At 53.7% G+C, this 22,252-nt stretch carries 13 protein-coding genes and 1 pseudogene; 8 read left to right on the top strand and 6 right to left on the bottom strand.

What is annotated here, in order from left to right; translation table 11 throughout:
* Positions 1 to 17: 17 nt before the first annotated feature.
* Both RID21_RS24775 and RID21_RS24770 read right to left on the bottom strand, forming a co-directional pair.
* Positions 18 to 3,773 (bottom strand): 3-keto-alpha-glucoside-1,2-lyase-like domain-containing protein, encoded by a 3,756-nt coding sequence (locus RID21_RS24775; RefSeq protein WP_350193602.1) that lies wholly within the window; start codon positions 3,771 to 3,773, stop codon positions 18 to 20.
* Positions 3,774 to 3,973: 200 nt separating this feature from the next.
* A complete protein-coding gene (locus RID21_RS24770; protein ID WP_350193600.1) occupies positions 3,974 to 5,038 on the bottom strand; it encodes a protein arginine kinase in 1,065 nt (354 codons plus the stop codon).
* 439 nt (positions 5,039 to 5,477) lie between these two features.
* Here RID21_RS24770 and trpE point away from each other — a divergent pair, with 439 nt between their 5' ends.
* The 4 genes from trpE to RID21_RS24750 all read left to right on the top strand — a co-directional run bounded on the left by trpE (position 5,478) and on the right by RID21_RS24750 (position 10,176).
* Positions 5,478 to 6,986 (top strand): anthranilate synthase component I, encoded by a 1,509-nt coding sequence (trpE, locus tag RID21_RS24765; RefSeq protein WP_350193598.1) that lies wholly within the window; start codon positions 5,478 to 5,480, stop codon positions 6,984 to 6,986.
* Between the two features lie 98 nt (positions 6,987 to 7,084).
* Positions 7,085 to 8,770, top strand: coding sequence for an Nramp family divalent metal transporter (locus RID21_RS24760; protein WP_350193596.1), 1,686 nt, complete (start codon positions 7,085 to 7,087; stop codon positions 8,768 to 8,770).
* A 247-nt stretch (positions 8,771 to 9,017) separates the two neighbouring features.
* The gene (locus RID21_RS24755; protein WP_350193594.1) at positions 9,018 to 9,365 is read left to right on the top strand and encodes a histidine triad nucleotide-binding protein; all 348 of its coding nucleotides are present in this window, start codon (positions 9,018 to 9,020) and stop codon (positions 9,363 to 9,365) included.
* Between the two features lie 118 nt (positions 9,366 to 9,483).
* Positions 9,484 to 10,176: a hypothetical protein gene (locus RID21_RS24750; RefSeq protein ID WP_350193592.1), complete on the top strand. Its 693-nt coding sequence runs from the start codon at positions 9,484 to 9,486 to the stop codon at positions 10,174 to 10,176.
* Positions 10,177 to 10,196: 20 nt separating this feature from the next.
* Here the strand turns inward: RID21_RS24750 and RID21_RS24745 are convergent, their stop codons facing one another.
* Together RID21_RS24745 and RID21_RS24740 are read right to left on the bottom strand one after the other, a co-directional pair.
* Positions 10,197 to 10,484 carry a hypothetical protein gene (locus RID21_RS24745; RefSeq protein WP_350193590.1) on the bottom strand — a complete coding sequence of 96 codons (288 nt, stop codon included), beginning with the start codon at positions 10,482 to 10,484 and terminating at the stop codon, positions 10,197 to 10,199.
* Positions 10,485 to 10,741: 257 nt separating this feature from the next.
* Entirely contained in the window at positions 10,742 to 14,194 is a 3,453-nt protein-coding gene (locus tag RID21_RS24740; protein ID WP_350193588.1) for a pyruvate carboxylase, read from the bottom strand.
* A 355-nt stretch (positions 14,195 to 14,549) separates the two neighbouring features.
* Here RID21_RS24740 and RID21_RS24735 point away from each other — a divergent pair, with 355 nt between their 5' ends.
* Both RID21_RS24735 and RID21_RS24730 read left to right on the top strand, forming a co-directional pair.
* Positions 14,550 to 15,530, top strand: coding sequence for a class I SAM-dependent methyltransferase (locus tag RID21_RS24735; protein WP_350193586.1), 981 nt, complete (start codon positions 14,550 to 14,552; stop codon positions 15,528 to 15,530).
* Between the two features lie 157 nt (positions 15,531 to 15,687).
* Positions 15,688 to 16,482 (top strand): ankyrin repeat domain-containing protein, encoded by a 795-nt coding sequence (locus RID21_RS24730; protein WP_350193584.1) that lies wholly within the window; start codon positions 15,688 to 15,690, stop codon positions 16,480 to 16,482.
* Positions 16,483 to 16,534: 52 nt separating this feature from the next.
* On the opposite strand, the gene RID21_RS24725 is transcribed toward RID21_RS24730, so the two are convergent.
* The gene (locus RID21_RS24725) at positions 16,535 to 17,668 is read right to left on the bottom strand and encodes a DUF6263 family protein (RefSeq protein WP_350193582.1); all 1,134 of its coding nucleotides are present in this window, start codon (positions 17,666 to 17,668) and stop codon (positions 16,535 to 16,537) included.
* A gap of 146 nt (positions 17,669 to 17,814) precedes the next feature.
* On the opposite strand from RID21_RS24725, the gene RID21_RS24720 reads away from it, so the two are divergent.
* Together RID21_RS24720 and RID21_RS24715 are read left to right on the top strand one after the other, a co-directional pair.
* Positions 17,815 to 19,248 carry a sulfatase family protein gene (locus RID21_RS24720; RefSeq protein WP_350193580.1) on the top strand — a complete coding sequence of 478 codons (1,434 nt, stop codon included), beginning with the start codon at positions 17,815 to 17,817 and terminating at the stop codon, positions 19,246 to 19,248.
* A 267-nt stretch (positions 19,249 to 19,515) separates the two neighbouring features.
* Entirely contained in the window at positions 19,516 to 21,609 is a 2,094-nt protein-coding gene (locus RID21_RS24715) for a hypothetical protein (RefSeq protein WP_350193578.1), read from the top strand.
* Positions 21,610 to 22,131: 522 nt separating this feature from the next.
* Here RID21_RS24715 and RID21_RS30720 read toward each other — a convergent pair.
* Positions 22,132 to 22,252, bottom strand: a pseudogene (locus RID21_RS30720) (IS110 family transposase); the annotation flags it as partial.

Here is a 22,252-nt window from a genome sequence, read left to right as displayed (position 1 = left end):
AAGCGTTTCGACGCGCTTTATTTCCCGTAGAGTCGAGCTTTGGGATCGCCGCCTGACAGCAGGTAGGCAACCAGGTCCCGTACTTCTTCGGGGCTGAGCGTATTCAGCATCGCCTGAGGCATCTGAGAGACCGGAGATGCCTGGATTTCTTCGACGCTCTCTGCCGGGATCTCAATCGGTTCTGCCTTGATGTCGGCCGTGTAGACAATCACTTTGTCGCCGTCTTTCGAAACGAGACCTGTGAAAGTTCGCCCTTCATCGGTGATCACGATCGAGGATTGATATTGATCGGAAATGACCTTACTCGGTTCGACAATGGATTCGAGAATGTAACGGGCATCGAACTTGTTTTTCACGGTCGTCAGGTCGGGGCCGACGTCGCCCCCCAGTCCGTCAAAGCGGTGGCAGGCAGCACAACGCAGGGCATGGAACAGGTTGCGGCCATTCTCGAAACTGGCTTTCTGCAGGTGTCCGCCGGAAGTGTATCGGCTGGCATCGCCGATCGTCCAGGTTCGTCCCGGCCCTTTAGGGGGAGTGATTTTGAAATCAGGAACGGGATTGAAATTCTCTCCACTGATGTCGGCCAGAGTAGCTCGATCGGCATTGGAGAGATATCCGAGTACTTCGTCACGCAGGTTACCCAGGAACTTGGCATAGCTGTTGCCTCCCGGGTATTTCGCCGAGGCGTTGATGAACTCGATGTAGGCACGACGCTGATCCATGGTCCAGCCGTCACGCAGGTTTCGCAGCATGAATGCATAATTGATTTCATGAGTGGGCGGATGCTTGGCCAGCATGTCGAGGACACGCCCGCCATAGTTTTTATTTCGTCCCGCCAGCTCAGTCCAGTCGGGGACTTCAGGTTCGCCCCGGTTTTCAATCAGATCCAGGGCTTTGGCAATCACGGTTGGTGATTCCAGGTAAACCAGCACACGCACCAGTTCGGTGTTGATGTTCTTGCTCTGGCTGGGCAGATACGGGTCGAGTTCGGCAATAACCTGTGCTCTTTGTTCTGCCGTGGGTTTGCCCAGGCGAATGAACGTCAGGGCGTAAGCACGTAACAGTCCCAGGAACTGTGGTTCGCTCAACTGAGATGGATCCAGTTCCAGCAGAGCAGCAATCTGGGCATCGCGGTGAGATTTGTTTCCCATGCGGGCCAGGGCGACTGCCCCGGAAATCCGTGCCTGGGGATTTGGTTCCTTAAATACTTTCGCAGCCCACTGCTCAACGGGCTGCGATTCGATGGCGACACGAGCTGCGTGTCGCAACCAGCGATCAGAACTGGAGAGGTGTGGCCAGGCAGCTGCGACGGCTGCCGGATCCTGTTTGCCATGATAAGCTTCCAGGCTGCGACGCAGTTTTCGGGCCTCAGCGCCAGCCAGTTCTGCTGTAACCGGTTTGGTTGATTCGCTTCCAGTGTAGGTGATTCTGAACAGAGCTGACTTAGTTCCCCGTCCACCGATGGTGAAGTAGAGCGCGCCGTCTTTACCAATGATCGCATCGGTCAGCGGCAGTGGTGAACCGTAGCAGAACGCTTCCTGCTCACCCTTGTAGCCTGCGCCATCCGGAGTGAGATGAATGGCGTAGATCGTGCCGAACGTCCAGTCCAGTGCGAACATCGCATCCTGGTAGCGTGCCGGGAATTTGGCTCCCTGGCCACTGATCACGCCGGTCGGACAACCGGGGCCGATATTCACCACCGCGGGTAGACTGTCTTCGTAGTATTCAGGCCATTTGCCGGAACCACTTCGCCATCCATAGTCGGAACCGCTGACGGCGACGTTGATGCGGGTCGGGCGGTACCAGGGAGTTCCGAGGTCCCATTCCATGTCTGCATCGTAGGTGAAGATGTCACCGGCCCGGTTGAGGGCGATGTCGTATTCGTTTCGATAGCCGGTAGAGATAATCTCGTGCTGTTTTGTTTCCGGTGAGAACCGGGAAATCCAGCCACCCGGTGCCATGCGACCGCGGGCATGTCCGTTGGCATCCCATTCACGGGGTAACAGCAGGTCTTCGTCCCAAGTGGGAACGTGTGAACGAACAATGCTGTCCTGAGGAGGGAGAGCGGCGTGATTACCGCCGATGACATACAGGTGCTGATTATCCTCAGCGACAATCACCGCATGGTTACCGTGTTCGCCACCGCTGCGTTCGCTGGGAAGAACTTCGGCGGTATCGAGCTGGTCGTCTCCGTTTGTATCTGTGACTTTGAAGAGGTTGCCGCCATTCTTGTGAAAGTAAAGTGCGTCCTTGTGCCAGACCATGCCCTGGGCACCGGAAAGGTCGATCTGTATTTTTTCGACATCAACCTGGGGGGCATCCCCTTTTTCGGTGACTGTGATGCGATAGAGGCCTTTGTCTCCCTGATCGCTGGCCAGCAGTCGTCCTTTGCCGTCGGTGGTGAGTGAAACCCAACTCCCCTGTTCATTGGCGGGGACTTCATAGAGCAGTTCGACTTTGAAGTCCTTTGCGATGGTGATGTTTTGGGCCAGTTCTTCCATGTCGACACCACTACGGGTTGTGATCCCGGGTTTACCCCAGGGACCACTGCCAAAGGCGCCCATTGATTTCAGTTTCAGCTTCCAGGAGGAATCGTCGAAGCGGACCTGCTTCCACTCGGGAGACTCCTGGTCCGACAGTTTCCAGTCAGGGGTGGAGCTGATGTGCTGCTTTTTACCATCGGCAGTTTCAATTTCCAGCTTCAGGATGAAGGCTGCGACACCGCCATTGTTATTCGCTTTCACTGCGATCTGATTGAAGCCCGTCTGCACCAGTTTGCGTGCATCGCTCAGCATGACGGGATTTTTCCAGTCGGTTGCAGTACCTGCGTCTTTGCCGTTGATCCAGACGGTGGCTCGATTGTCACAGGTGAAATAGAGACGGGCCGCTTTGATCTTCTCTGAGACTTCGAACTGCTTCCGCAGGTAGATCGGGGCGTTGTCCGTCGGGTTGTCTGTTTTCCAGATCCAGCCTGGAACCGGTTTGGCGGAGACCCAGCCAAACTTGTCCTTTTTATTTTTTGTGGACGATGTTTTGGTAGCGGGTGCTTTCTTCGTATTTTCGACAGCTGCTTTGAGTACGGCCTGGGCTTCTTTGCCTGCTAACGGTCGGTATTGCACGTCTTTGAATTCGACGCGCATTGGTGGTCCTGCGTGAAGCTGCAGACCGAGCACTCCTTTCGCAAACGCCTGGGGATGGTTGTCAGTGATATCGACGGTGTTGACTCCATTCACCTGGTGGACCAACCGGTTGCCTACCGCGACGATCCGCAGTTCGTTCCATTCCCAGTCATTCAGTTTCTGATTTTTATCGCCGATCTCTGCGACGACTTCAGGCTTACCATCCACTCCAATTTCGACACGCTGGAAACGCTGGGCGATGATTCCCCGTCCGGTTTTTTCGCCGTAGAGCATTCCGAAATATTCGGGTTTCGGATGCAGGTCGGCCTGGTAACCTTTAAGTGCGAAGTTCTGCGGATCGACCAGTTCGCTGCGATATTGCACACCTGAGTTATTGCCTTTGAAGCGGACCTGGGCTTTGAATTCAAAGTCACCCACATCTCCCCCCTGCCAGACGAGGAAGGTGTTGGGTTTCGCGGGATGCTCTGGCGTGGTCTCACCCACGATGGCTCCGTCTTCTACGGTCCAGAATCCTTCTCGACCTTCCCAGCCGGTCAGATCTTTACCGTTAAAGAGCTGCTGAAATTCCTGAGCGTGGCTGGTGCTGGTAGAGAAAACGATGCAGGTAAAAAGAACGCGGACGAAAGTATGCATGATGATATTCCGCTTACTGAGATGGGTTGCAGGATACTTGAGGGATCAAAACAGTGAATATCAGGGGAGATCAAAACAGGATATGGATCGCGCAGCCTGATTTTAAATGAACTGGATAACATATAATCCAGAACTGATAGCTTAACCCGCCTGCAGGGCTGTGTCGAGTAGATAGTGGAATTCAGACGAGAGGGGTCGGCTCAGTCTGAGTTGGAGGCGTCACTGATACGTTGCCTGAGATAGTTCGCGCGAGCCGCATTTCGTTCGCTGGACTCCAGTTCTCCTCCCTGCAGTTTCTGCAGGTGAGCGGGCTGTGTGAAGATGAACATCTCGTTCACGGCCGAAATGGGGAGACTTTCGATCAATCCTAAATTGACACCCATGCGCACGCTGGAGAGCAGGTGCATGGTCTCTTCGGAACTGATGGTCTGGGCGGTACTCAATATCCCGAAGGCACGGGAAACCTGATCGTGCAGCCCCTGGCGGTTTTCTTTGAGCAGCGAGTTTCTGACACGCCGTTCGTAAGAGATGATATTGGGGACGACTTCCTTGATGCTGTCGATCAGCTGATGCTCGGTTTGCCCCAGAGTGACCTGGTTGGAGATCTGATAAAAATCACCCATGGCCTGGCTGCCTTCGCCATACAGTCCGCGTACGGCCAGATTGATCTTCTGCAGCGCCTGAAAGACTTTCTGAATCTCTTTCGTGATGACCAGCGCCGGCAGGTGCAGCATGACACTGACACGGATTCCGGTACCCACGTTGGTGGGGCACGCTGTGAGGTAACCAAATTCTTCACTGAAGGCGTAGGTGACTTCGGATTCCAGCAGGTCATCAATCCGATTGATGGTGTCCCAGCATTCGTCGAGAGAAAATCCGCTTCGTAAAACCTGGAGGCGGAGGTGGTCTTCCTCATTGACCATGATGCCGATGTTTTCCTCATTATCCAGTCCCACACCGCGGGGACCAGAGCGTTCGGCATGCTCACGGCTGATCATCTGGCGTTCGACGATGAACTGACGATCCAGGTTGGAGAGCTTGTTCACATTCAGATAGGAGAGTTTTTCCTGCATGCGCAGGTTGGTAATGATCGGCCGCATCAGCTGCTCGATCTCTCCCAGAGTAGATTCCGTACAGCGATTGATAAAGGGGAACTGTGCGAGGTTTCTCGCCAGGCGAATTCTGCTGGACATCACAATATCGGAGTCCGGGCCGATTCCTCTCAGCCATTCACCACTCGTGCGAGTGAATGCATCCAAATTCACCCTGATTCTCCTTGATTGAACTAAATAGGTCAGACCCCGGGCCTGTAATCCGGTTACCGGCCCGCATGGTAACTCGCGTGACTTTCATCCCCAAACGGTGTAGACTCGGGGACTGAATACCATACTGGTTCAGCCCCGGAAAACAAAGTCATACAACCGAGTTCTGTCAGAAAGCCGTTGAAGAACGGTTACTCTGATTTATTCTATGCAATGCGTGTCCCGAATACCATTGCACTCCCGTGGATTCCAAAACTGAAACGGGAAACTCCGGGAGTACACCACCCCCAACCTGTAGACAGCGACCGAGATTTTGCGGATTTTTGAGAACAGGGACCTCCGACAGCTTGTCTCTGTAATCAGAAACACTCATAAGAGAGTCCGCAGCGCACATTTAGAAACGGGATGCCCGGTCATCCATAGAGACGGCAACTGAAGGCCCATGAAATACGTTCCAGATTTTGATACTTTTCAACAGCTTTCCACACAGGCGAACCTGGTTCCCGTGTATCGCCAGTTGACCGGAGATACTTTGACGCCGGTCAGTGCGTATCAGCTGCTGGAGAAGGGCCCGTATTCATTTCTGTTTGAAAGCGTCGTGGGTGGTGAGCAGATCAGCCGCTACAGCTTCCTGGGGGCCAACCCCTTTCTGACCATCGATGCCTACCAGCAGCGGATGGTGATCCAGCAGCAGGGAGAGACCGAAGAACGGACCGTCGCTGACCCACTGCAGGAGCTGGAATCCATTCTCGATCAGTACCAGGCTCCCGAATTGCCGGGGCTTCCCCGTTTTTGCGGAGGGGCCGTCGGTTATGCTGGCTATGATGTCGTGCGTTATTCTGAAAACCTGCCTGATGCACCTGAAGACGATCGTCAGCTCCCGGACTTGTCCTTTGCGCTGTACGACCATATGGTGGTCTTCGATCAGATCAATAAGACCGTGTTGGTGGTGGCACATGCCCATATTACTCCCGGAATGAGTGCGTCTGACCTGCAGGCCGCATACCAGGCCGCCTGCGAGAAGATCGATCAGACCTGCGAACGTTTCCAGACCGGGGATCCTGCCGTATTGAAGATGGCGGACATCAGTGTGAATCCCCATGCGGAACCTGATCTACAGTGGTCGTCCAACTTTTCCCAGCAGAAATTTGAAGCGGCGGTCGATGCCTGCAAGGAATACATCGTAGCCGGCGATATTTTTCAGGTCGTCTTGAGTCAGCGCCTGAAACTGGAGACTTCGGCGACGCCGTTGGATATTTATCGCAGCCTGCGCGTCGTCAATCCGAGCCCGTTCATGTTTTTACTCAAGACTCCCGAGGTTGATCTGGTCGGCAGCTCACCTGAGATCATGGTGCGTGTTGAAGACGGTCTGACAACGATCCGTCCCCTGGCGGGAACCCGCAAACGGGGGAAAACCGAGGCGGAAGACAAGCGGCTGGCCGAGGAACTGCTGGCCGACCCCAAAGAACGTGCTGAGCATGTGATGCTGATTGACCTGGCGCGGAATGATGTCGGCCGGGTAAGTGAGTTCGGTTCGGTGGAACTGTCGGATGTGATGGTGGTGGAACGTTACAGCCATGTAATGCACATCACATCCAATGTGACCGGTACGCTGACCGAAGGCCGGACTGCCCTGGATGCATTGCGTGCCGGGCTGCCCGCAGGCACGGTCTCTGGTGCCCCCAAAGTGCGAGCCATGGAAATCATCGACGAATTTGAACCACATCGGCGGGGCCCGTATGCTGGCGCCGTCGGATATCTCGATTTTACGGGAAATATGGATACGTGTATTGCATTGCGTACGCTGGTTATGCAGGGATCGACGGCCTACGTTCAGGCCGGCGCCGGGATCGTTGCCGACAGTGTACCCGAGACGGAGTACTATGAAACATTGAACAAGGCAAAGGGGTTGCTGAAAGCGATCGAGGTCGCTGAACAACAACTGAAATAATTCAGATCAGAGTGGTGACCGTCTGAATTCTTTCGGCTCTGAATAGTTGTTTCGACATCATCCCCCACTGTCGATAACAAAGGTGAAGCAGGAGTACGATGGAATCTCAACAGGAGAATAGCGCTCTCGATCCATCAGTGGGTTCCGAGAAAGAAGAAGCCATTAACGCCCCGACCAGTTTTGGCGGGATCGTCAGACGCCTGGGACCTGGCCTGATTGTGGCTGGCAGTATTGTTGGTTCCGGCGAGTTGATCGCAACCACCAAAACCGGTGCCCAGGCCGGGATTGCTCTGTTATGGCTGATTATCGTCGGCTGTCTGATTAAGGTGTTCGTGCAGATCGAACTGGGACGCTATTCCATCTCCCGGGGCGAGACCACGCTCCAGGCCCTGAACCATGTGCCGGGCCCTCGACTGGGAGTCATGCGGAATCCGAATCAGCAGGCTCCCAACTGGATTCTCTGGTTCTGGCTGATCATGAGTCTGTGTACGATCGGACAACTGGGGGGGATTGTGGGCGGTGTGGGGCAGGCTCTCGCACTGACGCTACCGATCAAAGGCGACTATCGCCAGGCGATTCAATACCCGTCCGAAAAGGAATTCGTGCACTACCTCGAGATTGAAGAGGAACTTAACAGCGAAGAGAGCTCCCTGGCTGCCATGTCTCCCGAGGAGCGGGAGCGATTCCTGCGGGGGCACGCCAAGATGCAGCAGCGAATCGAAGCTCTGCAGGAAGCGGGGCAGATGATTCTGCAGAAGATTCGCAATCAGGAATCCCTGGTCGATGAGCAGGGCACATCCCTGCTGGAACCGCAAACCTGGGACGATAAGATCTGGGCCGGATTGATCGCGGTGATGACCGCATTTCTGCTGTTCTACGGTCGCTATAATCTGATCGAGCATCTTTCGACAATTCTGGTTGTCTCGTTTACGTTTATCACGATTGGCAATGTCTTTTCACTGCAGACTTCAGAGATCTGGAGCATTTCCGGCGAGGAAATCATGAAGGGGCTGTCGTTCGGAGTTCCGGAAGCGACAGGGGGCATGAATCCCCTGATTACTGCGCTGGCAGCGTTTGGAATTATTGGCGTCGGAGCAACCGAACTGATTGCCTATCCTTACTGGTGTCTGGAGAAAGGCTACGCCCGCTTTACCGGACCCCATTCAGAGGATGAAGGCTGGGTATTTCGCGCCAAAGGCTGGATGCGGGTGATGAAGATCGATGCTTTTGCATCAATGTGCATCTACACTTTTGCCACACTGGCGTTTTACCTGATGGGCGTGGCTGTTCTGCACAAGGAAGGCCTGGATCCGGACGGGATGCGGATGGTGAGCACGCTGGCGGAAGCCTATGTGCCTGTGTTCGGGACGTACGCCAAATGGCTCTTCCTCGCGGGAGCGATTGCCGTTCTCTATTCGACATTCCTGGTGGCGAATGCCGCGAATGCACGTATCTTTTCCGACGGGCTGCGTTTCTTCGGGATCTATGACGAACGTAAGCCGGGCGCACTGCAGAAATGGATCAGGGGCATGTCGTTTATTCTGCCTCTGCTCTGCCTGGCAGTATTTCTAACCGGGGCTAATCCGGTCAGGCTGGTGTTGATCGCGGGGACCATGCAGGCCATCATGCTGCCAATGCTGGGGATCGCCGCCATCTATCTGCGATATACCCGGATCGATCAGCGATTAACGCCTGGGCGGCTCTGGGATCTGATGCTGTTTCTCTCCTGTCTCGGTCTGTTGCTGGCGGGTGGGTTCGGGGTCTACAAACAGTTATTCGCCTGATGTGAAAATTGGAAGCGCGTTCTGAATTGCTAAGATCAGAAAAGTGTCCCAGCCAGGGGGACTCGATGATGTAATGATTTTGAACGCAGACCGGCTGATGATGTGCAGCAGATACCGTTTCGGTATAATCAGACTCAGGCGCCCGAGAAGGTCTGTCAGCATGAATTGCTGGAACAGAACCGGTTTTGCTGGAATTCACCAGGAAATTGAAAATAGTGTCGAATACGAGACGAAGGATGCAGGTTAGATGAGTGACGAGAAAACGATTTTCAAGAAAATTATCGACCGGGAGATTCCGGCTGACATTATCTACGAAGATGAATTGTGTCTGGCGTTCAAGGATGTCAATCCACAGGCGCCCGTGCATGTGCTGGTGATCCCCAAGAAGGAGATCGTATCGATTTCTCACCTGGAGCCCGAAGACATGGAACTGGCTGGCCACCTGTTTCTGACAGTTGGAAAGCTGGCAGAAATGCTCGGGCTGGATGAAGGGTATCGTACAATCGTCAATACTGGTAAAGCCGGAGGTCAGACGGTCGATCATCTCCATTTACATCTACTCGGAGGTCGCTCCTTGCAGTGGCCACCCGGATAACCGGACTACCCGGGAATTTGAGCCCCGGTACCGGCGAGAAACGAATTGCGAACCCTGACTGCTGTCAGTCATAATGAGAGTATCAGACAAAACATCATATGAGCAGGGGATTGAGATCGTGTTGAAATCAAAAAACTTTCGAAAGGTACTGTTTCTGATCGGCTTTATGGGAATCGCGTTTCCAGCGCAAGCTGTCCTGGCCCAGGGGAGTTCCAAGAAAGGGAATGTGAAACAACTCAATATCCAGGCTGATAAACTCCGCGATTCGTTTATTCGCCAGTCTGCTGAAATCGCCCGTAAATATTCTGATGCCGGCGATTATGAGAAATCCAAAGAGATGCTGGAGTCGATTCTCAGCATTAAAAAAGATGTCCCAGGCGTGAAAGCGATGATCGATCAGCTCGATGAAAAAATGATCTCGTCAAATTCTGCTGACTTTGAGATCGATGCGGCTCGTAACTGGAGTGGTCCTGCCGGCCTGGTTGCGAAGGGGAGATCAATTCGGATTCAGGCCACAGGGACCTATGATCTGATTACAGACATCAAGACAGGCGTCGAAGGGCTGCCTGAGAAAAATCCCATGAAAGAACTGGCTTCCGGCATACCCGTAGGAGCGTTGATGGGGGTTGTTCTCTCACAGGAAAAAGGGAAACCCAAAATGGGGAAGCCCTTCAAGATCGGAGAAAAGGTTGAATTCACGCCTAAAGATGATGGCGTGCTGATGATCGGTCTGAATCTGCCTCCAGGACATCAATCCAAAGGGAAAGTAAAAGTCCGGATCAGCGGCTATTTCAGACGCAGTTCGAATTAAGCGAACTGATAAAAGCGGCGTTACTTTTTGTTCTTGCGAGCGTTCATCTCAGCGCGAATTTCTCTCCGCAACAGTTCGGTCATCTCGCTGCGTTCCTGCAGCAGAGGAGCAGTCTGAGCGATCACCTTACGCATATCGGAAATGATTCCGTTCTCCAGCTCTTCGGTCGTAATGCCATCGCAGGCATTCACGCAGGCGACGACTCGACGAACCATCTCCTGATTTTCAGGAGTGTCTTCGCCGAGGATTTCTCCTTCACTCGAGATTACAAAGTGCGGAGGTTGAATGGATTGACGCGCTCCGGTCATTCGCCGATTACTCCAGTTGCTTTAAGCCCGGTGATCGTGTGTACCGCGCTTTATGTGCTGTTTTGGGAATTCATTTCAGACCAGGATAACAATGGTCAAATAAGTACTGTTATCTGATCTATCGGCGAATGAGGAAGCTCGGATTCACTATCTCTAATGGATCATTAAAAAATGAATCCTGATTTTGGTGTCTTTAACTCAAAATTTAAAACTATGGTTCGTCTGGGTAAAATGGGGTGAGTTGAGTTTCCTGTCATTTATTCCAGGACGATCAGAAGGTCTCCCGATTCCACCTGAGTACCAGGCTCGATCAGAATCTCTTTGACGACCCCATCCTGTTCAGAAATGACGCTGGTTTGCATCTTCATGGCTTCCAGCATCAGCAGCTGGTCGCCGGCCTTGACTTTGCTGCCGACCTTGATGGTCAATGAGACCACAACACCAGGCATCACTGAACCGATTTGCTTCTGATCAGATGGATCGGCTTTGCGTCGGGAATCATCCTGCGGCTTCAACGCTTTGTCTACGATCACTACTTCACGTGGTTGACCGTTGAGTTCGAAGAAGACAGTTCTACACCCATCGGTCTGTGGCTTACCAACAGCCAGGAACTTGATGATGAGGGTTTTACCGGGAGCGATGTCGACGGCGATTTCCTCTTCCGGTTCCAGTCCGTTAAAGAACGCGTACGTCGGCAGGCCACTGGTATCGTAGTACGCTTTCTGATGAGCTGCGAAATCTTCGAAGACTTTGGGGTACAGCAGGTAAGACACAACTTCCTGATCGTTAGGCGTGCGGTTGAGCATCTCCTGCACGGTCTTTGCAGCGTCTTCGAAATCGGCAGGAGGTAAAATACTGCCCGGACGTTCGGTGAGAGGTTCTTCTCCTCTAAGAATTCGTTTCTGGACGGCATCGGGGAAACCTCCGGGGGTCTGCCCCATGCGACCACTGACGAGATCCAGTACCGATTCGGGGAATGCCAGATCGCGATCGCCATTAACAACATCATCACAGGTCAGATCGTTGGCAACGAGGAACAGTGCCATGTCGCCGACTGCCTTGGATGTGGGAGTCACCTTCACGATATCGCCCAGCAGCTGGTTGACTTCCGCATAGACATGACAGACTTCAGACCAGCGGTCTCCCAGACCCAGCGATTGTGCCTGTTGCAGCAGGTTCGTGTACTGACCGCCGGGCATCTGGTGGTCGTAAAGATTCGCACCGGCCGGAAGCACGGGGCTTTCAAAGGCCGTATAGAAGTCACGGACGGCACGCCAGTACTCGGAGATTTCGTCGAGGTGTTCGACATCGACCTGCGGCTGGTGTTCTGCAAATCGCTGTGATTCAATCACCGTGGTCAGGTTGGGCTGAGATGTTCCACCGGACATCGACGGCACTGCACCGTCGGCGATATCCAGTCCCGCCTCGGCGGCTTTCAGAATGGATGCTGCCTGTCCGCCAATCGTATCGTGGGTGTGGAAATGGATGGGAATGCCGATTTCCTGCTTCAACGTTTTCACCAGCAGTTCGGCTGCATACGGTTTGCACAAACCGGCCATATCTTTGATCGCCAGGATGTGGGCACCCATGTTTTCCAGTTCCTTGGCCATCTTCACGTAATACTTCAGATCGTATTTCGATTTGGACGGATCCAGAATATCGCCGGTGTAACAGATGCTGGCTTCACAGATGGCGCCGCTCTTCTGCACTTCTTCCATCGCCACCTTCATGTTGGGCACCCAGTTCAACGCGTCAAACACGCGGAACACATCGATGCCTGCAGCGGCAGCTTCTTTCACAAATGCACGGACCACGTTGTCCGGATAGTTGGTATATCCAACGGCACTCGAAGCACGGATCAACATCTGGAACAGAATGTTCGGCACCCGTTCCCGCATATCAGCCAGGCGCTGCCAGGGGGATTCTTTCAGGAACCGCATCGACGTATCGAAGGTTGCTCCCCCCCACATTTCCAGTGAGAACAGCTGCGGGCAGTTATGGGCGTAAACTTCCGCGATCTGCAGCATGTCGTGTGTACGGAAACGGGTAGCGTACAGCGACTGATGGGCATCGCGGAAGGATGTGTCCGTCAGTAGCAACTGTTTCTGATCCAGGATCCATTTGCTGAATTTCTCTGCTCCCAGTTCGAGCAGCTTCTGTCGCATGCCCTCCGGTGGATCGATCTGCTTTTTGTTATATGAGGGCACAGGAGCCGGCATCCGTCGCTTTGCTTTCGCACGGTCTTTGACCAGCGAGTTGCCGTTCACGATCGTTTCTGCCAGGTAGGTCAACAGTTTGGTTGCCCGGTCATGACGTTTGGGGAAGTTGAACAGTTCCGGCGTCTCATCGATGAACCGGGTAATACACTCACCTTTGATGAAGGTTGGGTGCGTGACCAGTTTCAGCAAGAACGGAATGTTCGTTTTCACGCCACGAATTCGGAATTCCTGCAGACAGCGCTCCGTGCGGGCAGAAGCATCTTTGAAGGTCCGCGCCCAGGTGGTTACCTTGACCAGCAGTGAGTCGTAGTAAGGGAAGACCATCGCCCCGGAGAACGCGGTACCCGCATCGAGGCGGACGCCCATACCGCTGGCCGAGCGATAGTGTGCAACGCGTCCATAGTCGGGCATGAACTTGTTCGTGGGATCTTCGGTTGTCACGCGGCACTGTAGTGCAAAACCGTGAGTCTTGATCTCTTCCTGTGAGTTAATGCCGATTCCGGTATCTGAGAGCTGGGCGCCCTGGGCAAGCAGGATCTGTGATTTGACGATATCAACACCGGTGACCTGTTCTGTCACCGTATGTTCGACCTGGATACGAGGATTCACTTCGATGAAGTAGAACTGGTTCGTGTCGTCATCCAGCAGGAATTCGACGGTTCCTGCCGATTCGTAATTTACGCTCCGACCAATTTTCAAGGCGGCATTACAGAGGGCTTCGCGAACCGAGGGATCCAGGTTTGGAGCCGGGGCAATTTCCACGACCTTCTGGTGACGACGCTGTACCGAACAGTCACGTTCGTAAAGATGAACCAGACCGCCGTGTTTGTCGCCGAGCAACTGGACTTCAATATGACGGGCACGGGAGATGAACTTCTCGACGAATACATCGGGACTGCCGAAGGCCGCCAGCGATTCACTGCGGGCCTGTTCATAGGCAGCTTCGAATTCTTTCTCAGTCTGTACGACACGCATCCCACGACCACCACCGCCATGGGCTGCTTTCAGAATGATCGGGAAGCCGATGCTCTGAGCGGTTTTGAGTCCTTCTGCGGGATCGGTAATCGCTTCACCACTACCGCCGAGAACGGGAACACCTGCCTGCTCCGCAATTTTACGGGCCGAGATCTTGTCTCCCAGCGATTTCAGAGTCTCAACCTGGGGGCCGACGAAAATGATGCCGGCGTCTTTACAGGCCTGGGCGAATTCCGCGTTTTCGGAGAGGAAACCGTAGCCGGGATGGATGGCGTCGATTTTCTTCTGCTTCGCCAGTGTGATGATGGCGTCGATATCCAGGTACGATTTCACAGGATGCCCCGGCTTACCAATCTGGTAGGCTTCGTCTGCCTTGGTCCGATGCAGCGCGTAACGATCTTCGTGGGTATAGATGCCGACCGTGCGAATCCCCAGTTCGTGAGTACTGCGAAAGATTCGAATCGCAATTTCGCTTCGGTTGGCAACGAGCAGCTTTTTAATCTTACCCTCAGACATGAGCTATCCTGATTCTTTGTATACTTTATGTTTGATGGTCTGGTTCAATATGGCCCGAGGCGTGATTTGCCCGCTGGCCAGCGGTTCCCAGAGTACCTGTCTGAGCCCGGAAACTCAACACACTGCCCCGTCTGGCAGCAGCGAAAGTCCGATGCGCACTCACAATCGTAACGATGAGATGAATTTTACTAACTTCCCTGCGGAAACCGCCTTGGATTGATTCATCTTGACCTGATTTCCTTCTCTGATTAGTGTTCACGCCAATCTGACCCGTTCTATTGCGGCTCCGCTGAAATTCAAGGGGCCCAGACAGTAGAATTCTTCGAATTACAGGCGAAAAACGGTGGTGAATCAAATGGGACAAAAGCAATGCGATCTCTGTGCAGGAACCGAGTTTGAACAAATTGGAACCCGGGACCGACACAACCAGCCTCTGGAAAGCGTGATCTGCAAGTCCTGTGGCCTGGTCGCCCATGGTCAGATTCCCAGCGACGAAGAGCTCGCCCGCTATTATGCCACCGAGTATCGCCAGAGTTACCACGGCGAAATGACGCCTTCCGATCGTCGCGTGATGCGAGCCTGGAATAACGGCGAACGAATTTTCAGTCAGCTGCAGCCCCACATCGAACCCGATATGGAAGTCTTCGAAGTCGGTGCAGGCATTGGCTGTACCGTCAAAGTCTTCGAACTGAATGGACATGCTTCGCGGGGAATTGAACCAGGCGAAGGTTTTCAGAATTATTCGCAGCAGCAACTCCTGACCAACGTCGTCCGCGGCGACCTCTTCGAGCAGCCCCGCGACAAGAGCCACGAGCTGATTCTGCTCGTCCATGTGATCGAGCACTTTAACTCGCCTCGCAAAGCCCTCGAATACATTCGCGGCATGCTCTCCGACGACGGACTGTTCTACGTCGAATGTCCGAACATCGCGGCTCCCTTTGCCCGTCGCAGCAAAATGTTCCATTACGCTCACATTCATAACTTCACTCCCTCCAGCCTCAAAATGCTGGCCGAGAGCTGTGGCTTCAAGCTGGTGCAGCAGTTCGGCACTCAGGAAGATCCGAACCTGCAGATGCTCTTCTCCTGCAGCGATTCAACCGAACTCACCATCGATCCGGATAATTACCGCGAAACGATGCAGGTCATCAACGCCGCCACTCCCCTGCAGTATCACCTGCGGCCTTATTACTTCACATCGCGCGTGAAGAAAGTCGCCAGCTACTTCAAGGAGCACCTGTCAGCCAAACAGTTCGTGGCAGACGTCATTCAGGAATGCCAGAAGTTCGCCGCAGAACAGGAAGACGAAGCTCCCGAATCACTGCGTTCAGCTGCGTAAGAACAGGCAGTTCGCAGGCTTTCCACTCCGGGGCCGTTATTCAGCCCAGCGCCGTTGGCGTAGTAAAGAATCGCCAGCGGAAGTTGCAATCCCCTCTCTTCAGCGTAAGATGCTCAGAGCAGGCGGACAAAACGATTCTGGATTTCGGAGCGGAATAATGCGGTCATTCAACGGTATTGGACTTTTCCTGGCGTGGATCATGCTCATGCAACTGGGGATGCCGGGGTGCAGTCAGAAAGAATCTCCTGATGAAATGGTAGTTGTCAAAGGGCGATATGGCGATTTTACGAGTGTCACCAGTGATGAAGAGCTGATTCAGGCGGTCACCTATGCTCTGGAAGGACTGGGCGAAGAACAGTTCAGCATACCAGATCTGGAACATGCGACGGCTGATCTGACGCATCCTGATGGCTGGACCATTCTCACGCACGTGGATGGATTCATTCGTCTGGATCACCATACCGAAGATGGTAGTGAATTTGGAAAAACAGAATACCTCTATGCGCAAAACATTCCCCCAGAGGAATTGAAGCAGATCTATCTGCAAATCGGAAGAGGGCAGATTGAAGAGGTTCTCAAGCGGGACTGGAAAAAGAGCGCGGAGGAACTGAAAGAAGACGACCGCATCTTTTATCTCTTTTGGAATCAGCCAGGAGTAAATGATCTGCATCGTGCCGCATTTTCCGGGAATGTGGAATGGGCTCGAGCTGCCCTCAAAGCAGGAGCGGACCTCAATGCCAAAACGGATGTTGGTGAAACGCCTTTGCATTACGCTGTTCTGGCGGAAGAATTGCCTGTGTGCCAGTTTCTGATTGAATCGGGGGCAGAAGTCAATACCCGGAATCGCGACGGAGAGTCGGTCCTCAGTTATGCGACCTCGGAATTCAGTGACGACTCCGAATCAAAAACCAAAATACAAGCACTGCTGATAAAACACGGCGCAGAGAAATAACAACATGTTCAGCCCCTTTTCGTGATTTTCGTGGTAGCAAAAAATACGTCAATCAATTCGCAGCCGGCTTCGGATTACTCCGCGGCGTAATCTTCGCCGAGGGACCCAGCGGGCGTTCTTCCTGATGCGGAAAGGCTCGGATCGTTGTCACGATCTGTTTCTGCTGTTCGAATTCCTTGCCGTTTTCCAGTTTGACGGTCGTCTCCAGGAAGCGGTCGATCTTGGATTCCAGCGGCAGCCCCGTCTGGCGGTCGATCAGACAGCTGCCAAACGATTTCCCGCCCCGGATAAACAGCTGCACCGATTTCCCATGCTGGTTGATCGGGCTGCTGATCTTCGAAGCCGCGATGTCTCCCGCGATATTGATCCGGGCGATGTTGTCGTTGAGCTCCCGCAGCGTGTACTCAGTCTTCAGGACCATCGGAATCGGCTGCGTCAGGCGCCGGGTTTTCGTCCAGCTTTCACCCACACGCACCGCGCCCCCTTGATGCTCCTTGTTGATGTTATAAGGCAGCAGACCAATACTGTCGTCGATGAAGTTGGCCACGCCGTCGTCCCCCGATGTCTCAGAGATCTTCGCCAGCACGGTTTCCCGTTGACTGACCGGCGTGTTCTGCAGACAGCGCTGCATAAACTGATCAAAGCCGACCAGCTCGATGATTTTGTTATCCGGACCAATCCAGAAGGAGAACCCGTTCTGCACGAGTCCCTGGTAAGCCTGGACCTCTGGTGGTGCAGGGCCCGAAGAGCGATTGGAATCGAACGAGACTTTCTCGCCGGCGATATCATGTGAATATTTCACACCCGAATACTGCACGCGCAATCGCTTGCGACCGTCTTCCTGAAGCTCCTCCACTGTCAGCGCCAGAATCAGCTCCAGTTTCGATTTACTCTGCACAACCCCGGCTGCCGAGGCCTGCGACAGCGTCTGCTCCACCGTCTTGATCATCGGGAAACGCTGATTGACGGCCAGGTTCAACTCCAGCACCTCTACATTTTCCTCACGCAGTGAAACCGGCGCGACTTCAACAGGCGGTTGCTTTGTCTGTTCCGCGACCGCTCCAGGAGGTTTGACGTCTTCCACCTTTTCCGACGATTCGTTCTGCTGCTTGTTCAAAAATGACCAGCCGGTCCCGGCAAGAATCACAATTCCGATCATCCAACTGATATAACGCTTGCCCTGCATGGCGACATTGTCCAGAATAGATAAAGAAAACTAATGAATGTGCTTTTTCTGAGGTATTTCCGGCACAAAAGTTATCAGTAATACGGATTTAGTGAAAGACGAATTCAAACCGGCTCCTCGACCCGGGGGCCTGAGAGGGGAAGAGAATGCGATCTGCGATTTTAGTTGGTTTAACAACACTGTTTACGCTCTCCTGCTCCCTCGTGTTCGCCGCTGATGCGCAGCCTGAAACGCCCCGGCGACCCAATGTGATCCTGCTCCTCTCGGACGACCAGCGTCCCGATACCATCGCCGCCCTCGGAAACCCGATCATCAAGACTCCCAACCTGGATCAACTCGTTAAACAGGGAACCAGTTTCACCCGGGCCACCTGTGCCAATCCAATCTGTACCCCCAGCCGTGCGGAAATCCTCACCGGTGTTGGTGGATTCCATAACGGTTCGATGGACTTCGGCAAGCCAATCAAATCCGATCTCCCCACCTGGTCCGAAACCATGCACAAAGCGGGCTACAACTCCTGGTATGTCGGGAAGTGGCACAATGACGGCAAGCCGGTGATCCGGGGCTACGATGAGACACTGGGCCTGTTTACCGGCGGCGGCGGTCGCTGGGCGGTTCCCTCCTACGATGGCAACGGTCTGCTGGTAACCGGCTACCGCGGCTGGATCTTTCAGGATGACGAGCGTCACTTTTTCCCGGAGAAAGGGGTCGGGCTGACCTCCAATATCAGTGAGCACTTTGCTGACGCAGCCATCGAATTCATCGAACGCAAACACAACAAACCCTACTTCCTCCACGTCTGCTTCACCGCCCCCCACGATCCACTGCTCATGCCCATCGGCTACGAACAATATTACAACCCCGACGAAATGCCGGTTCCCAAAAACTTCCTGCCCGAGCATCCCTTTGATCACGGCAACTTCGACGGCCGCGATGAAAAACTGCTGCCCTGGCCTCGCACCAGAAAGGTCGTGCAGAACGATCTCTCCCTGTATTACTCGGTGATTTCGCATCTGGACTCGCAAGTCGGACGGATTGTTGAATCCCTGAAAAAATCGGGGCAGTGGGACAATACCATTCTGATTTACTCCAGCGATCACGGCCTGGCGGTCGGCAGCCACGGACTGCGGGGCAAGCAAAATATGTACGAACACACGATCAACGTCCCGATGATCATCGTCGGCCCCGGCGTCCCCGCCGATCAGCGCTCGGCCGCGCAGTGCTATCTCCGCGATCTCTATCCCACCAGCTGTGACCTCGCAGGCATCCCCATTCCCAAAACGGTCGAAGGTAAAAGTCTGAAGCCGGTCCTCACCGGGAAGCAGGACGAGATCTACGAGGAAATCTATGGCTACTTCCGCGATTTCCAGCGCATGATCCGCACCGACCGCTGGAAGCTGATCCTCTATCCGCACCTCGATCGGGTCCAGCTCTTCGATCTTCAGAACGACCCGCTGGAGATGCACGACCTCTCCGAGGACCCCGCTCATCAACAGACCCGCGACGCTCTGCTCCGTCGCCTGAACGACTGGCGGAAGTCGCAGAACGACAAGTCGCTGGCTTCGGCAATATCTTCCTGATTCAACCGGTCTGTTGCCGCGAATTTGATTTTGGGGTGCTCTCATTCTGATGGCGCTCCGGTTCGCTTTGTGGAATTTACAAGAAAATCCTTGACTGCTTTCCCTGTTGGGAAAATGTTATAAGTTACTTGATAGATATGGCTTGCGGCTTTGCTTGTCAGGCCACCACGTCAAATCGTCATAATTGGCATATTTTACGCTCTTCCCTCATGTCGTTCACATCACAACGCGGGCTTTTAAGATTTAGCCTTAAGGGGGAGAGTCAAGATGATCCAGAGAAAAAAACGTAGCTTACGACGGCCGTTTCGAATCCTGCTTTCGCTGGCATTGGCAGGCGGCATCTGTGGTGCCCCGGCTTTCGCAGCCGACAAGTCATCCCGACGCAGCGACAACAACAGCAGTTCCAGCCGCAGTAACAAAGGCGGTTCCAGTCGCTCCATTCGTTCACAGAGTTCCTCAAGTCGATTTAAAAGCTCAAGTCAAAAACAAAGCAGTCAGCCCAAATCCTCATCACGCAGTCAGTCGCAACGTGTGATCCGCGATTTCAAAAAGAACACTGGCAAATCAACACCCAAAACCTTCGATCGCGGGTCACAAAAATCCCGACCCTCCTTCAAGGTTGCACCGAAATCTTCGCGGCCCGATTTCAAAATGCCGCAGTTCGGTAAGAGCAGTGGTCTGAATCTCAACACCAAAGATCTCAAACCACGCGTTCCCGATCGCAAACGACCGGATTTCAAAAATCCCAACTTTAAAGTTCCGGATCGCAAACGACCTGAAATCAAAATTCCCGATCGCAAAATTCCGGACCGAAAGATCCCAGACCGCAGAGTACCCGGCCTGAAGATTCCCGATCGCAAACCGGACCATGGCAAGTTTGTTCCCAAGCCCGGGAAGAATACGGTTCGTCCTCGACCGGACTTCAACGGTAAAAACAATGTCTTCAAACCAGGCAGAGATGTTTTCAAACCCGGTAAGGGAAATCGCGTTCCTCCCGTCAAAGGGATCTCTCGTGACGACCTGCTCGGCAAGCCGGGTAAGAACTCGGGAAAAACCAGATATCCTGGTGTCATCGATCTCTCCAAACACAAAGATCTGATCAAGGGAAAAGACCACAAGTTCGGTCCCAAAGGTCCTTCGAAAAACTGGCTGGGTAAGAACGGCGTTCCCCTGGATAAAGATTTCTTCAAAGGCAAAAACATCAAGCCGATCAACGGTAACCTTGATAAGAAACTGAAAGCCGGTCAGCTGAACGCGTTGATTAACAGCAAGCAGAACAAGAACTGGCACCTCAAGAAACAGTTTGAACTGCACAAAAAAGGTGACGTCGCCCGTCAGTTGAAACTGAATCAGAATCTGCTCAAGCACGGCGGATGGCGGAACCGCAGCCTGTTCGGCAAAATGAACAATTCCTTCGTCAAGACTCACTTCGGCTTCTTCTACGCCGGTTCCGGGTTCTACCCCAGCTACTGCTGGAGCCCGCACTGGAGTGCCTGGGTTGACTGGTGCTGGTGGGACTGGTGTCACCCGATCTGCGATCCTCGTCCACTGCTCTGTCGTCCGATTATCTATGATCCCTGTGGTCCCTGGGTCTGGTATGACTGCCCCGTCTGGCAGCCGCTGCCCATCGTCACCTGTGGTACCTGGGTTGACGTGGAACCCATCGTGATTGACGCGGGTCTCGACCTGCAGATGCTGGCTGTCCGCTTTGTTGACTCCGGTCACCCGGAACAGGAACTCGGTCCCCGCTACCGTGTCTGGTTCCGCAATAACAGCGACGTCGATATCAACGCTCCCTTCAATGTCATGCTGCTGGCCTCCAACACTCATGATGCGGTCGCAGGTGTCCCTGAAGCAGGTACGCGGGTTGATAACATCGCCGCTGGTCAGATTCAGTCTGTCGACATCCGTCTGCCTTTTGAAGCCAGCATGATGTCGACTGATGCAGAAGGAAACCAGGTTCCCTTCGAACAACTGCACGTGCTGATCGATTCGCACCGCGAAATCCCCGAAGCTTTCGAGGAAAACAACGGTGCTGTGATGCCGCGTGTTGATGTTCTGCCCGTCGATCCCGCCCTGTTCTCGTCTGATTCCGACGTCGTCGTGAGCGGTGCCCTGATCAACCTGGCAGGTGAAGGTCTGGGACCAGAGCCCGGCAAAGTGCTGATCTCGATGAACGGAATGAACTTCGAAGCTGAGATCTACGGCTGGTACGATCTGGGTGTTCGGATTCAGGTTCCGGAACTGCCACTCGTCGATGCTGCAGACGCCACAATGATCGTGGTGCGGGGCGACGAAGCGGTTTCTAATCCCATCGAGCTGGTGATTGCACCACAGACGGCTGCACTCACCGCTGAGTAACGGAAGTGTGCGGGGGCTGGCTTGGAGCCAACCCCAGTTCCGATCGGGGAACAGGTCGCGTACCTGTTCCCCTTTTTTATTGCACCCCACCTGATCCGCTTTCAGAGGATCCTTCATCCGTTTCCTCCGCATCCACTTCCCGTTTTTCAGTTCACTTCTGTCTCTGAAAGGGAACAGATTGAACTGGAATCGCTTCTGCCGAAACGTATCCTGTTTCGCATCTGGCTCGCGCGCGAGACAGGTGATCTGCACTAAAACATCCTGCACCAGTGCTGAAACAACAGCTGAATCCGCGTCGCTTTTCACTGACTGTTTACTGGAACAGAGCACACCCGTTCGCAAAGTTCGCCCCTCCATGTTCAGGGCAAACCAGGACACAAACCGGTCAGACGAGGACAAAATCAGGGACAGATCAGGACAAAATCCGGCCACATCAGGACAAAATTTTGTCTTGACCCCCAACTGCCCTTTTCGAAAATACGAACAGCACTCAACAGACCATGTAGCGACTGTCTTAAAAAATCAGAAATTTATCACGTTAGCCTCCCATTTTTTCCCTTCCTTTACCATGGTGTTGATAATGATGAGTAGTTTTCGCATCGCAGCGACCAGCGCCACCATTTTGGGCTTTCCATTTTCCACG

Source organism: Gimesia sp., assembly GCF_040219335.1.
In the GTDB taxonomy this organism is placed as follows: Bacteria; Planctomycetota; Planctomycetia; order Planctomycetales; family Planctomycetaceae; genus Gimesia.
This window is presented reverse-complemented; position numbering and strand designations above follow the sequence as displayed.